The sequence below is a fragment of the Haloferax sp. Atlit-4N genome (assembly GCF_003383025.1).
Classification (GTDB): Archaea; Halobacteriota; Halobacteria; order Halobacteriales; family Haloferacaceae; genus Haloferax; species Haloferax gibbonsii.
In genome coordinates, this window is record NZ_PSYY01000002.1 from 548,119 (window position 1) to 561,561 (window position 13,443).

Here is a 13,443-nt window from a genome sequence, read left to right on the forward strand (position 1 = left end):
CTACATGTACGGTTCGGGGTCGAGGTCGCGCTGGGCGCGGTACTGGTCGACGAACTCGCTCACGTCGAACTGGAGCATCTTCGACTCGAACTCCGAGACGACCTCGTCGTCGTCGGCGTGGCTGACGGCGTGTTCCATCAGTTCCACGACGAGTTCGACGATTATCTCGTGGAGTCTTCGAGAGTCGAAGTCGGTCACCCAGACGATGCCCGCGCCGAGTTCGCCGTCCTCGGAGACGTCCTCGGAGACGACGGCCTCGGGGAACTCCTCGAGGACGATGCCCATGAGGTGGGCCGTCCCGAACTCGGGCATGTCGTCGCTCGTGGTCTCGATGGTCTCCTGGAGGATTTCGACGAGGAACTCCGGGAGAAATCGGTCGGGCGGGTGGACGTCCATGACGACGGCGTGGCTGTCCCCGCACGGACAGTCGAACTCCCGTTTGCCCAAGTCGAGTTCCCGGACGCGCTTCGTCTCGCCGCAGGGGAGGTCCAAGACGGCCCCGCGGCCGCCGGGAACGCTCGGTTCAGACATACCCGTGGGTTGCGGTTCTCTCCGTTTAAACGTCGCGTTCTTCGGAATCGTCGCGAGAGAAAAACGAGACGCCGACCGTCGGTTGCGGTCGGTCAGTCCGTCGTACTGTCGCAAAAAGCGGCGGTGACCCGGGCCGAAACGCCCGGCGGCGTCCCCTCAGCGGCGGCCCGAGACGTAGACGATGGGGCCGACAATGAGGAGCGCAATCCCGAGGAACAGGTAGTGAGCCTTGCCCAGCGACACCGGGGTCAGAAGGAAGATGAGCCCGAACACCGTGGTGTTGATACCGAGGACGTGCCGGGACTTCAGCGGCAGCGTTCCAACCGTCGACAGGATGAACACGAGCAACAGCGCCTGCCCGATGTTGTAGTCGAGCAGGAAGGTGTCTACGAGCTGAAGGGGAAGCATTCTTGTTTTCTCGGTCGGTTCGAATCGACTATCAAAGTTCCGTTATTCTCGTTGGAAACCGGCGGTCGGTCCCCCCGATATTGGGGCGACCGGGCTGTCGGGGCGGTTCCCCCTGGGTCTGCACCGCTGTCGGCGCGGAGCGGCGTCCGGTGGTCGGCGCGCGCTACTGGGACGGGCCGGTGATGTCGAGCGGCCGAATCCACCCGTACCAGACGACGAAGACCATGCCCGCGTAGCCGAGGACGAACACGACCATTCCGAGGTCGGTGTAGCCAGCCTCGCCGAGGAAGCGGCGCGCCACGCCCGGGATGACGATGCCGAGCGTCACGACGGCCGCGAGGAGGAGGTTCCCCCGCGATACCAACGACTGCTTCGTCTCGCTCATGTGCAGGGCTCGGGACCGAGACGACGTGAATCGCACGGTTCGAAGAGCGGCCCGCGAAGGGCGTTCTCGTCGCGCCGTCGGCCTCCGCCGTCGGTCTCGTCGCGTCGTAATCGCCTGCCTGCGAGCCCGCGGCACCGAAAACATATACCGTCCCCCGACGCACCGCGGGTATGCACCTGCGTTCCCTCCCCGAGGAGCACCGCGAGACCTACCGCGAGTTCCTCAACTACGCCTTCCGCCCCGAGAACGGCCCCGATTGGTCGGACGAGCGACTGCCGGACCCGGAGAGCTACCGTCCGCGAGGGTTCTACGACGCCCCGCCCGACGCGCCCGTCGAGGACCTCGACGCGGCCGACCTGCGGACGGTGTGTGCCTTCTACGACTTCACGGCTCGCGTCCGCGGCGAGTGGCACCCGCTGCCCGGTATCTCGGCGGTCGCGTCGCCGCCGGAGGCGCGCCGACGGGGCCACGTCGGCGCGATGCTCGACGACCTCCTCGCGGAGTTCCGCGACACCGGCCGGTATCTCTCGGCGCTCTGGCCGTTCGAGTACGACTTCTACCGCCGGTTCGGCTGGGCGACGGCGAACAACTACGCGAAGACGACGGTGCCGCCCGACGAACTCGGGGCGGTCGCCGCAGACCCGGCCGGGGAGTTCGTCCGCCTCGACGCCGACGACTGGGCCCGGGTCAAGGACGTGTACGCGACCGCGGCGACGGAAGACCTCGCGGTGGACCGAAGCGAGGGCTGGATTCGCCACCGGCTGTTCCGCGGCTGGGACGGCGACCCGTTCGTCTACGGCTGGGAACGGGACGGCGACCTCCGCGGCTACGTCGTCTACGACGTGAGCGGCGACTGGGAGTCGCGGACGCTGTCCGTGAACGAACTCGTCGCCGTCGACGCCGAGGCTCGCGCACAGCTGTTTCGGTTCCTGCGGGACCACGACTCGCAGGTCGACGAGGTCGTTCTCTCGTCGGAACGCGAATCGACCCGGCTCATCGACGGCCTGACCGACCCGCGGGCGGCGACGGTCGAAATCAAGCCCGGGCCGATGGTCCGCATCGTGGACGTGTCGGCCGCCCTCGAAGCCGTCTCGTTCCCCGTCGACGCCGCCTGCGACCTCGTCCTCGCGGTCGCCGACGACCGCTGTGACTGGAACGATGGGTCGTTCAGGGTCGTCGTCGGTGACGGCGAGGCGCGCGTCGAACCGGACGGTGACGACGCCGACCCGGACGCGACCGTCGAAATCGGGGCGCTCTCGCAACTCCTCGTCGGCGCGCGCTCCGTCGAGTCGCTCGCCCGCACCGACCGCCTCTCGGTCGCCCGGGAGGAGGCGGCCGACGCCCTCGCGTCGGTGTTCTCCGCGCGGGACCCGTACCTGCGCGAGGGGTTCTGAGCGGACGGGTCGGGCCGAAATCGGCCGACGCGGCCAGTCGGGTCGGTTTTTTCCCACCGGCCGCCGAAGTGCGGGCGTGGCATCAGTTCCGGTTCTCGTCGCGTTCACGGCCGCCGGCGCGATTCTCGCGTGGAAGGGCGGCGACATGCTCGTGCAGGCCTCCGACCGCTTGGGCGCGTACTACGGGCTCCCCGCCATCGTGCAGGGAGCCATCATCGCCGCCGTGGGGTCGAGTTTTCCCGAGCTATCGAGCATCGTCATCGCCACGGTCCGGTACCAGTCGTTCGACATTGGCGTCGGCGCGGTCGTCGGGTCGGCCGTCTACAACATTCTCATCATCCCGTCCGTGTCGGCGATGGTCGGCGAGGGCGGACGGCTCGCCTCGAACCGCGACCTCGTCTACAAGGAGGCGCAGTTCTACCTGCTTTCTATCGCCGTCCTCGTGCTCACCTTCTCGCTCGCGGTCATCTACCGACCCGCCACCGACACCGCGAGCCTCGACGGGTTCGTGAGCCCCGCGCTCGCGCTCATCCCGCTGGCGCTGTACGGCCTGTACCTGTTCATGCAGTACCACGACACGCTGGAGCACCGCGCCGGACTCACCGCCGTCGTCAACGACGTGGACCCGAGACGCGAATGGGTGGCGCTGGTGGCGTCGCTCGCGGTCATCCTCGTCGGAGCCGAACTGCTCGTCCGCGCGGCGGTCGGCCTCGGCGACGCCTTCGGCACGTCGCCGTTCCTCTGGGGGCTGACGGTCGTCGCCGCCGGCACGAGCCTCCCCGACACGTTCGTCAGCGTCGCGGCCGCCCGGCAGGGCAACGCGCCGATGAGCCTCGCCAACGTCTTCGGGAGCAACGTGTTCGCGCTCCTCGTCGCCCTCCCGGTCGGCATCCTCGTCGCCGGGGGCGCGGTCATCGCCTTCGAGGAAGTCGTCCCGATGATGAGCTTCCTCACGGGCGCGTCGGTCGTCTTCTTCGCCGTCCTCCGGACCGAGATGGCGCTGACGCGTGCCGAGTCGTACCTCCTCCTCGGGACCTACGCGCTGTTCATCGCGTGGCTGGTCGCAGAAAGCCTCGGCGTGACGAGGTTCCTCGCCTGAGAGGTCGCCCGGCCGCGAGCGGGGTCGCCGCGGCCGCCTCGCTCAGTCCGGCGGTTCGACCCAGACCGGGCCCACCCACGCGGTCCCGGGGAACTCGCAGTCCCGCGGGACCTGGGTGACCCGGAGGTAGTACGCGTCGGCCGCCGAGCGCCGGTCGTCGTCCCAGACCGTCCCCTCGACCGGGTCGCCGTCGGTCCACGAGACAGACGTCGTGTACGCCGAAAGCGGCGCGTCGGGGTCCGAGGTAATCGCCTGCGACCGCCACGTCTCGCCGTTTTTGACGATTTCGACGCGTTCGAGCGGGGCGGTCCCCGCGACCTCGACGTCGACCTCGCGGGGTTCGTCGCGGGCGTCGAGGCGGAGCGAACTGTCGTTCTCGCCGGGTTCGACGCCGCCGACTGAGAGGGACGCGAGGATGCGGTGCGGCTGGGTCGTCCCGTAGACGCGGCGGCTCCGGAGGCTCTCGAACACCGCCTCGCGGGTGAGTTCGGGCGCTCGGAACGCCGAGAGACCGCCGGGATAGCTCCGCTCGTTCCAGACGCGCCAGATGCTCGACCAGCCGACGCCGTCTTCGACCCACTCGCGAACGGAGGGGAGGTGCGGGTCGGCGTGGATGAGCGAGTGGCCGGGGTGCGGGCCGTGGTAGTCCGCGCCCGCGACGAGGCCGACCCGGTGGCCCATCGACAGCGCGTCGCGGACGAAGTGACCCGGTTCGTCGGTCTCGCCGCGACCCATCGCCAGTGGAAACGGGTTCCCCTCGTCGCCCGGCAGTTCGCCGGACCCCCACTGCGAGTACACCTCGACGAGCGGCGCGAGCTCGTCGTCGTACTCGACAGCCGAGAAGTCGAAGGGGTACATGCGCTCCGTCGGGTGGTGCGGAATCGTCACGACCCGCGAGTCGCGGGTCGACTCGAACTCGCGGAGGCGGCTCCAGAGCTTCTCGTAGGTGTCCGTCGTCCCGCCGCGGGAGTCGAGAAGGACGGCGTCGTCGGCGTCCTCGAAGTAGACGTTGACGTGGCCGCCGCAGTTGGGTTGTTTCGTCCACTCGTAGCCGACGAGCGTCACGAACTCGTCGGGGTCGTAGAACCGGTCGGCGACGCGGCGCGACCGCTCGAAGTACCACCCGTGCATGAGGGCGCGCTGGAGCGACGGCGGGATGAAAAACCCCATCGTGTCGTGGTCGGTGTAGGCGACGACGTCGAGGGCCATCGCGTCGCGGCCGAACCGATACCCCTTCTGCAGGCTCCCCGTCCCGTCCGAGAGCCGCGAGTGCAGGTGGATATCGCCCCAGTAGACGCGCTCGTCGGGGGCGTCGGCGGAGACGGAAACGGGGTTCGAGACGTACCGCTCGTCGAACCCGGGGCGCGAGAAGGTCAGGTAGTGGACGCCGGGCGTCTCGAAGGAGACGGCGTCGGCGAGCCTGACGTACCCCTCGTCGTCGCCGGCGAGGGAGACGCGGTCCGGATACGTCGCAGCATCGTCGGTCGCAGACACCCGCAGGTCGCCGTCGTACGCGCCGTGAAGCCGTTCGTACTCGTCCCACACCTGTACCGTGAGGTCGAGGGACTCGCCGACCGCGACGGTCGACGGCAGGACCGCGTGGACGCGGTCGAGCGACCCGGTTCGACTGCGCAACAGGTCGCGGACTGACGGCCGCCGCTCGGCGAAGACGCGCATCGTCTCCGCGAACTTCCCGAGGGTTCCGGTGGGTTCGGCGTCGAACACGCGAGGGGCTACGGACGCGTCGCTAAAGAAGGACGAGGCCGACCGGGCGCGACGGCGAACCCGCTCGCGGGTACTGTCGCTCAGAAAACGGAAAACGGACTCGCCGCAAACAGGGCAAGTTGCGGCGAGCGGGGTTGATGATGACCGCACGCGCGGTCAGGGGTCGAGGGTGGTCCGAATCCTGTCAGTCGCCGGGCGTGTTACCGCGCTGGTAGCGTCCGACCATCTTCCACATCGCCGCGTCGAGGTCCTCGCCGTCGGCGGCGGACTCAATCTGGCGGTACAGGTGTTCGGAGACGTCGATGGTTGGCATCACCAACACGTATGGCGTGTACGGGTTTAATACTACTGGGATACAGAACTGAGTAAATTTGTTCGGATGGGTCGGCCGTCGAACCGCGAAATCGAGAGACGGCGAAGCCCCTCGAACGAACGAGACGGTGATAGTCGAGAGAAACTCGGATTCGAAGACCTGACGGAAGTTCGAGTAGTTTGCTACTGCCGCGCCTGGCGGAGCGACGCGCCGTCGAAGCGCTTCAACGCGAGTTCGCCCGCCTCCAGCGGGTCGACGGGCGTGTCGTGTTCGTCGTCCATGTGTTCCATCACGAGAACGCCGACGCCCTCGCGGGAGTCGGCCGTGGAGGTGTGGCCGCACCCGTACAGACAGGTGAGTTCGTATTCCATGTTATTCGGTACCACAATCTATTGCGTGATATAGCTTTCTCCGAATTCGTCCGTTCGTCCGGCTATGTGGTGATAGATGCGGACAAATCTGTGTGAATTGGTGCAGTTTTGTGAGATATAATCGAGTATTTGGGTCAGACATTAGTAGTTCTCTGTGTCGGGACAGTCGTGTTCGGTCGGGGCGGTCGAGTGTTCGCCGCTGATTCGTCCCGACGACACGAACGATAGACCGAGCGTTCTCTCGGTCGGTAGTATCCGCAGAAGTTGGGTGGCCGGGGAGTTTGAGCCCCTAACTCGCATCGGCAACAAATCGTTGCCAACGGGAGTGGGCCAACGCGGATTTGAACCGCGGGCCTCCCGGTTATCAGCCGAGCGCTCAACCTGACTGAGCTATTGGCCCAGGTAAGCGCATTCACTCGTTGTGCGCTGTTGATTTTAAGACTTTCTTTTCGGAGGCGCGTTGGTGCGTGTTAGTGAATGTCGGCGTCGTCGGCCGATTACGCCGCTTCAGACGCCGGGCGTGAAGTCGGATATCGGGCGGATTCGCGCGGCTACGCGCCGGAAAACCGAACAAGAGAGACGACGCGGGACCGGAGAGACGCGCTACTTGGAGTCGTTGCCGTCGCCGTCGAACCGGTAGGAGTCGGGGTCGGCGTCGTAGACGCCGTCACCGCCGCTACTGTTGCCGCTTCCGCCGGAGTTGCTCCCACCGCTCGGACCGGGCGACCCGCCGGGACCGCCGGGTCCGAAGTCGCCCTGCGGGAAGCCGGTGGTCCAGACGTTGCCGGTGACGAAGCCATCGGCGCGCTTGTCGAGGTAGGGCTTGACGACGAAGCGCTTGAGCACCTCGCGGATGGGGTACCGGGTCACCGGGATGGCGAGCAGGAAGCCGATGGTGTCGGTGACGAGCCCCGGCGTGAGGAGGAACGCGCCCGCGGCGATGAGGAGGCCGCCGTCCATGACCTCGTTCGTCGGGAGGTCGCCCCCGGCGAACTTCGACTGGAGGCTTCTGAGGGTGTGTCTCCCCTCGGCGCGGACGATGAGCATCCCGACGAGTCCGGTCAGGACGACGAGCGCGACGGTCGGCACGAGGTCGATGTACTGCGCGACGACCACGAGTAGCAACGCGTCGGAGAGGGGGATGAGGAGCAAGAGCGCCATCAGCGTGCGCGTTCGCATGGGCGACACTACCGGGTCGCGGCCCATAGCCCTTTTGTCCCGCCCGCGGCGCGCCGGTCTCCCGAACCCGTCCGCAGCGACCGTCGAGGATGTGCGCGACCCGCCGGCTGCGACCGGCCGTGCCACGAGGGCTCGAAGCGCTTACCCGCGTCCACCGCGGATGGGTGGACATGACCGACGAGACGCGCGTCGAATGGCGAGAGTGGGGCCCCGACGCGTTCGCCGAGGCGCGAGCGGCGGACAAGCCCGTCCTGCTTTCGCTGTCGGCGACGTGGTGCGAGGACTGTCACGAGATGGACGCCGAGACGTACGCCGAGCCGCGCATCGCCGCGAACCTCAACGACGGCTTCGTCCCGATTCGGGTGAACGTGGACCGCCAGCCGCGCATCCGCGAGCGGTACAACATGGGCGGCTTCCCCTCGACCGTCTTCCTCGCGCCCGACGGCCACCCCATCACGGGCGCGACGTTCATCGGCCCAGACGGCATGCGGCAGGTCGTCGACCGCGTGCGCGAGGTGTGGGAGAAGAAGGGCGCGGACGCCGGACGGCTCCCACGGGCGCTCAGAGGCGACCTCCCGCCCGCGGGCGAGGTCTCACCCCGAATCGAGTCGCACCTCGCCGGCCAGTTGGAAGTCGCCTTCGACGAGGCCCACGGCGGGTGGGGCGACGCCGCGAAGTTCCCGCTCCCGCGGACCGTCGAGTTCGCGCTGAAGCGCGACCGAAGCCGGGCGCTCCGGTCGCTCGACGCGATTCGCGACGGCCTGTTCGACCCCGTCGAAGGCGGCTTCTTCCGCTACGCCGACGACGCCGCGTGGTCGAAGCCGAACCGCGAGAAGACGCTCGAATCGAACGCCGCGCTCCTGCGGGCGTTCGCCAACGGCTACCGCTACACCGGCGAGGACGCCTACCTCGACCCGGCCGCGGGGACCGCCGAGTTCCTCGTCGACTCGCTGTGGACGGGAACCGGCTTCGCGGGGAGCATGGGCCCCGCCGCGGGGACGGACTACTACCTCCTCGGAAAGGAGGGCCGCGACAACGCGCCCGGCCCGCGGACCGACCTCACCGTCTACGCCGGCGGCAACGCCCTCGCCGCGGACGCGCTGTTGGTGCTTGCGGGCCTCACCGACGACGAGCGGGCCCGCGAGTACGGCTCCCGCGCGCTCGACCGAATCGCCGAAGACCTCGTCGACGACGGCGTCGTGACCCACTTCCGGTCCGGCGGCGACGCGGGCGAGAAGCTCCTACTCGAAGACCAGGCGCGCGTGGTCGCCGCGGCCTGCCGCGCCCGACAGGTGCTCGGCGACGAGTCGGTCGCGGGCGACCCGCTCCTCGCGTTCGCCGCCGATGCCGCCGACGCCGCCATCGACGAACTGTTCGACGAGGGCTCGTTCCTCGACGGTCCCGCGAGCGGCGAGGCGCTCCTGTCGTCGCCGCTGCGCCCGCTCGACGGGAACGTGGAGATGGCGAACGCGCTGCTCGACCTCGCGGCGCTCACGGGCGACGAGCGCTACCGCGAGGTGGCACAGGAGACCATCGGCTCGTTCGCGGGCGCGTGGGACCGCATCGGCGTGCAAATCGCCGCCTACGGGACCGCGGCGGCGCGTCTGCTCCGCGACCCGCTCGTCGTGGAACTCAACGACGGCGTCGGCTCCGACCTCCACCGGGCGGCGCTCCGCGTCGCGGACCACGAGGCGCTCGTCGTTCCCGAGGCCGACGCCGACGACCTCGCGGACGGAACCGCGCGCGTCAGCGCCGGCGAGACGACGGTGGAGGCAACCACTCCCGAGGAGTTGATGCAGGCGGTGTCCTCAGTCACGCCCGACGCCTGACCGCGACCGGCGGCAACCGAACGCGGGTGTAAACATCCGGTTTGTTTATCAGGGAGAAACGAGACGGACGGTGCATGACCAGTCTGCGAGACCTCGGGTTGTCCGAGTACGAGGCCCGAGCCTACCGCGCGCTCCTGCGGACGGGCGCGACGACGGCCAAGGAGTTATCGCGCGCCAGCGACGTCCCCATGGGCCGCGTCTACGACGTGCTGAACAGCCTCGAACAGTACCACCTCATCCGGAGTCAGGCGGCCAGCCGGCCGAAGAAGTACGTCGCCGTCGAGCCCGACACGGCGCTCGACCGCCTGCTCGAATCGAAGCGCCAGGAGCTGGCCGAGAAGGCCGAGCAGTACGAGAACGTCGTCGCCGAGCTGACCGACGAACTCGACGCCGCGGAGCCCGTCCACGACCAGTTCTGGACGGCCGCGGTCGGCGCGGACGAGACCATCGACCTGCTCGTCGAGCGACTCGCGGCGGCCGACGACTCGCTCGTGATGGTCGCCGGGACGCCCTCGCCGCAGTTCGACCTCGACGCCGTCGGCGACCTCGTCGTCGACGAACTGGAGGCCGCGCTCGACCGCGGCGTGGAGGTCTCGATGCTCATGTCGCCGGACCTCGTCGACAGCCTGCCCGAGAGCGTCGGCCAGAGCTACATGAACCGGCTGTCGACTGCGGAGAACTTCCACGTGCGAACTGCCGAGAACGTCACGGGCGTGTTCAATCTCATCGACGACGTGGAGGTCTGCATCGAGGTCCCGAACCCCCTCGACCCCGGACAGGCGTTCGCCATGATTGACCTGAAAGACCCCGAGTTCGCCGCCGACCTCCGGGAGACGTTCGACCCGCGCTGGGAGGAAGCGGCACCGCTCCCGCTGTAGGGATTCGGAGAGAGAAAACGGTAAACGGTCGTCTCCGGGTGTGGAGACCGTTCAGGCGTCGAGTTCGTCGCGGAGCTGTCCCAGCGTCACCTCGCGCTCGGCGTGCGCGTTGTGCTGGTGAATCGACTCGTCGTTCGACTGTTTCATGTGGACCACCGCGTCGTCGCCGAGGTGGTCGAGTGCGTCGATGGACATCTCGGCCATCGAGCGGACGCAGTCCTCGACGAACTTCGCGTTCGCGTGGGCGTGGTAGGTCATGTGGTCCTCGTCGGGGCGCTTGGCGAGGTTGTAGATGCGCGCCGACATCGAGTCGCGGGCGATGTCGATGAGGTCCATGAGGTCGACCTCGGGCGAGCCCTGCGTCTCGACGGTGAGCGTGGCGTGGCCGCGCTGGGAGTGGCCCGGCTGGGGGACCTTGTCGAGGAACTCCTCGATGGTGTCGTCGTCGACCGAGAGGTCCTGCAACACGTCGCGGGCGCGGGAGGCGGACATGCCCTGCGAGCAGGGACAGACGGTCATGCCGACCACTTCCGCGCCGATTTCCTCGCGGGTTCCCTCGTCGGTCGCGGTGGCGCTGGCGATGATCTGTGCGGTGCTCTGGGTGGAGAGTCCGCTGGCGGGGGTGTCCTCGCGGACGACGAGTTCGGCGGTCATGCTGACCTCGGCGGTCGTCGTGTACTCGTGCTTCGCGAGGAGGCGCTCGGCGGCGTCGCCGCACATGTCCTCGACGCGGTAGGCCGGCTCGGAGACGGCGGCTTCGAGGACCTCGTCGATGACCTGCATATTTCGGCTCATGTCGATGCCCTTGCGGCCGCCGGGGAGGTCGACGAAGACCTCGAACTCAGCCATCAAGACGAGGGGTCGCTTCCCGTCGCGGGCGATCTTGACGAGCTTCTCGACGCCTGTGACGCCGACCTGGCTCAGCCCGACGGTCACGTCCGGCTGGGAGGCCTGTACGTCAGGCAACTGGTGACTCATCGAAGGATAAAAAGTGCCGTTGCTGATTAGTGCTTTCGATAGGGGAACAGAATCGCGGGCGAACGCCCCGCTGTGCTCCGACTACGGCCAGTCGTCGCGCCCCTCGTCCTCGAAGGGGTCCGCGGGGGCGTCGTCGTCGCCGGCGAGCACCCACTCGGCGGCCTCGGCGGCGTCCTCGACGGGGAGGTACTCCCAGCCGGTCTCCTCGGCCACCGCGCGGTCCTCGTCGGACGTGCCGACGAAGACGTGCCGGTCGGTGTCGAACTGGCGCATCACGTTTTCGAGGCTCTCTTTGACGCCGCGCGGTCCGGAGAAGAAGTCCTGCCGGATGCGCTCTTTCCGGGTGAAGTTCGTCACGACGTACGTCGGCTTCTCGCTCACCACGCCGATGTACTTCGTCCACGTCCGGGCGTCCGAAAACGCCGCGTTCGGGTCGCCGAGCTGCTTGAGCGCGGAGAGTTCGAACGCGAGCGTCATCGTTCCTTGGCCGCCACCTGTTGCCATACCCGGCGATAGGCGGCGACGCGTGGAAAACGACTTCGGTCCCGGTCGTCCGCGAGCGGGAGGCCGTCGGCTCGGGGGCGACCGGGTCGGGCGGAGAACGCGAGCGACGGGACGGGCGCAGCGAGATTACTGAACGCGGACGTAGTCGGTGAACACCACGATGTCGCCCCGCGAGAGCCGCGAGGTGGTCGTGTCGATGTCGAGCCGGCCGGCGGGACTGGCGGTCGCGAGCGCGTGCTGGGTCCGCTCGCTCAACTCGTCGAAGTGGTGGACCCGAGCGCCCGGCGGCACGTCGGTAACGGGTACGACGGTCGGCGGCGCGGTGACTGCTGGGGAAGACGGCGACTGTCCGTCTTTTGATGACATGTGGTAACACACACCATGAATGGAGATAAATGTTTGGCCGGCGGGACGACTGGCGGGCGCGTAACGACGGGCGAAAGAGAGCCAAGAACGAGGGGTCGAACCGCGAACGCGGGCGAGCGCTCGGCGAGCCGAGGCCGGGCCGGGCGGCCGCGCGCAGACGCGGCTGGCCGGGTGAAAACAGCGGGAGCGGGTCCCGAGTTACTGTTCGGCCGCCGCGCCTTCGAGGTCGTCGAGCTGGAAGTCCTGCTTCACGAGGATTTCCTTCTGCCCGCTGACGTCGACCTGCTCGCGCATGAGCTTCTTGTACTTCGTCTGCGGCGAGAGGTCGCCGATGAGGACGCCGCCGACGATTTTGCCGTCCTTGATGGCGAGACGCCGCCACTCGGTGTCGGAGTACTTGGCCTCGACGTGGTCGTCGCCGAGCGTCGGGTGGCCGAACGAGAGGAACGGGAAGTCGAAGTGGGTGATGGAGTACGACGAGACCCAGCGGAACTCCTCGGAGCCGTAGTCGACCATGTTCTTGGCCGCGATGGTGCCCTGCTCTTTGGCGGAGCCCCACGCGCCGTTCTGGGCGCGGTCGCCGAGGATGAGGTCGTGGAACTCGGTGATGTCACCGGCCGCGAAGATGTCGTCGTGGTTCGTCCGCATGAACTCGTCCGTGTAGATGCCGTTGTCGTACTCGATGTCGGTGCCACCGAGAATCTCCGTGTTGAAGTTCAGGCCGATGGCGATGCCGACGAAGTCGGCGTCGTAGCGGTCGCCGTTGGGGTCGACGGCGGTCGTGACGCGGTCGTCGTCGTCGACCTCGAAGTGGTCGACGCCGGAGTCGAAGACGGGTTCGACGTTGCGCTCGCGGAGCGCCTCGTGGATGATCTCCGCGCCTTCCTCGGAGAGCGCGTAGCGCCACCACGCCTTGCCGCGCATGAGGTACTTGCCCTCGACCTCCTGGGCGGCCGTGATGGCCGCGAGGTCGATGCCGAGCAGGCCCGCGCCGATGACGACGGAGTTGTCCGCGCCCTCGATGTGCTCTTTGATGTCGCGGGCGTCCTGGAACGTCCAGAAGTGGTGGATGCCCTCGGCGTCGGAGTTCTCGACGGGGAGCTGGGTCGGCGTGCCGCCGATGGCCAGAAGCAGTTTGTCGTAGTCGTACTCGGTGCCGTCGTGGGCGGTGATGGTGTGACCCTCGGGGTCGATGTCCGTGACGAGCGTGTTGAGTTCGAGGTCCACGTCGCGGTCGTCGTACCACGACTCGTCGTGGATTGAGATGGGTGCCTCGGGCAGTTTGCCCTTGGCGAATTCCTTGATGAGAATGCGGTTGTACAGCGGTTCGCCCTCGTCCGTGATGATGGTGATGTCGGCGTCGGGTTCCTCTTCGCGGAGTGTCTCAGCCGCTGAGGCCCCGGCGATACCGTCGCCGACGATCACGTACGATTGGCTCATGACCCGACGTTTGTATTCGGGGTTAATGTGGATTGCTATCTCC

Annotated in this window: 15 protein-coding genes and 1 tRNA gene; 4 read left to right on the forward strand and 12 right to left on the reverse strand. The window is 67.8% G+C overall.

Features of this window, described 5'->3' with window-relative positions:
- From C5C07_RS11985 to C5C07_RS11995, 3 genes are all read right to left on the reverse strand, one after another.
- Positions 1 to 531, reverse strand: a complete 531-nt coding sequence (locus C5C07_RS11985) for a DUF5815 family protein (protein WP_008095664.1) — start codon at positions 529 to 531, stop codon at positions 1 to 3.
- Positions 532 to 687: 156 nt separating this feature from the next.
- On the reverse strand, positions 688 to 939 hold the full coding sequence (locus C5C07_RS11990) for a hypothetical protein (RefSeq protein ID WP_004975390.1): 252 nt from the start codon (positions 937 to 939) through the stop codon (positions 688 to 690).
- 163 nt (positions 940 to 1,102) lie between these two features.
- Positions 1,103 to 1,324 (reverse strand): hypothetical protein, encoded by a 222-nt coding sequence (locus tag C5C07_RS11995; protein WP_004975392.1) that lies wholly within the window; start codon positions 1,322 to 1,324, stop codon positions 1,103 to 1,105.
- A 170-nt stretch (positions 1,325 to 1,494) separates the two neighbouring features.
- Between C5C07_RS11995 and eis the strand changes: the two genes are divergently transcribed.
- Together eis and C5C07_RS12005 are read left to right on the forward strand one after the other, a co-directional pair.
- Complete coding sequence (gene eis, locus C5C07_RS12000) at positions 1,495 to 2,718, forward strand: enhanced intracellular survival protein Eis (protein ID WP_115805133.1); 1,224 nt, start codon at positions 1,495 to 1,497, stop codon at positions 2,716 to 2,718.
- A 76-nt stretch (positions 2,719 to 2,794) separates the two neighbouring features.
- Complete coding sequence (locus C5C07_RS12005; protein WP_004975397.1) at positions 2,795 to 3,817, forward strand: sodium:calcium antiporter; 1,023 nt, start codon at positions 2,795 to 2,797, stop codon at positions 3,815 to 3,817.
- Positions 3,818 to 3,859: 42 nt separating this feature from the next.
- On the opposite strand, the gene C5C07_RS12010 is transcribed toward C5C07_RS12005, so the two are convergent.
- The 5 genes from C5C07_RS12010 to C5C07_RS12025 all read right to left on the reverse strand — a co-directional run bounded on the left by C5C07_RS12010 (position 3,860) and on the right by C5C07_RS12025 (position 7,405).
- A complete protein-coding gene (locus C5C07_RS12010) occupies positions 3,860 to 5,542 on the reverse strand; it encodes a DUF3604 domain-containing protein (RefSeq protein ID WP_115805134.1) in 1,683 nt (560 codons plus the stop codon).
- A 184-nt stretch (positions 5,543 to 5,726) separates the two neighbouring features.
- A complete protein-coding gene (locus tag C5C07_RS22115) occupies positions 5,727 to 5,855 on the reverse strand; it encodes a hypothetical protein (protein ID WP_004042243.1) in 129 nt (42 codons plus the stop codon).
- A gap of 182 nt (positions 5,856 to 6,037) precedes the next feature.
- Entirely contained in the window at positions 6,038 to 6,226 is a 189-nt protein-coding gene (locus C5C07_RS12015) for a hypothetical protein (RefSeq protein WP_004975400.1), read from the reverse strand.
- A 326-nt stretch (positions 6,227 to 6,552) separates the two neighbouring features.
- Positions 6,553 to 6,626, reverse strand: a tRNA-Ile gene (locus tag C5C07_RS12020).
- 203 nt (positions 6,627 to 6,829) lie between these two features.
- Positions 6,830 to 7,405 (reverse strand): FxsA family protein, encoded by a 576-nt coding sequence (locus C5C07_RS12025; protein ID WP_004975403.1) that lies wholly within the window; start codon positions 7,403 to 7,405, stop codon positions 6,830 to 6,832.
- A 170-nt stretch (positions 7,406 to 7,575) separates the two neighbouring features.
- Here C5C07_RS12025 and C5C07_RS12030 point away from each other — a divergent pair, with 170 nt between their 5' ends.
- Entirely contained in the window at positions 7,576 to 9,234 is a 1,659-nt protein-coding gene (locus tag C5C07_RS12030) for a DUF255 domain-containing protein (RefSeq protein ID WP_004975404.1), read from the forward strand.
- Positions 9,235 to 9,308: 74 nt separating this feature from the next.
- Complete coding sequence (locus C5C07_RS12035; RefSeq protein WP_115805135.1) at positions 9,309 to 10,112, forward strand: TrmB family transcriptional regulator; 804 nt, start codon at positions 9,309 to 9,311, stop codon at positions 10,110 to 10,112.
- Between the two features lie 51 nt (positions 10,113 to 10,163).
- On the opposite strand, the gene mptA is transcribed toward C5C07_RS12035, so the two are convergent.
- The 4 genes from mptA to C5C07_RS12050 all read right to left on the reverse strand — a co-directional run bounded on the left by mptA (position 10,164) and on the right by C5C07_RS12050 (position 13,400).
- Positions 10,164 to 11,090, reverse strand: a complete 927-nt coding sequence (gene mptA, locus C5C07_RS12040) for a GTP cyclohydrolase MptA (protein ID WP_004975407.1) — start codon at positions 11,088 to 11,090, stop codon at positions 10,164 to 10,166.
- A gap of 81 nt (positions 11,091 to 11,171) precedes the next feature.
- Positions 11,172 to 11,567: a hypothetical protein gene (locus tag C5C07_RS12045; RefSeq protein WP_004975410.1), complete on the reverse strand. Its 396-nt coding sequence runs from the start codon at positions 11,565 to 11,567 to the stop codon at positions 11,172 to 11,174.
- Positions 11,568 to 11,720: 153 nt separating this feature from the next.
- A complete protein-coding gene (locus tag C5C07_RS21025; protein WP_147302007.1) occupies positions 11,721 to 11,960 on the reverse strand; it encodes a hypothetical protein in 240 nt (79 codons plus the stop codon).
- Positions 11,961 to 12,158: 198 nt separating this feature from the next.
- On the reverse strand, positions 12,159 to 13,400 hold the full coding sequence (locus C5C07_RS12050) for an NAD(P)/FAD-dependent oxidoreductase (protein WP_004975414.1): 1,242 nt from the start codon (positions 13,398 to 13,400) through the stop codon (positions 12,159 to 12,161).
- Positions 13,401 to 13,443 lie beyond the last annotated feature (43 nt).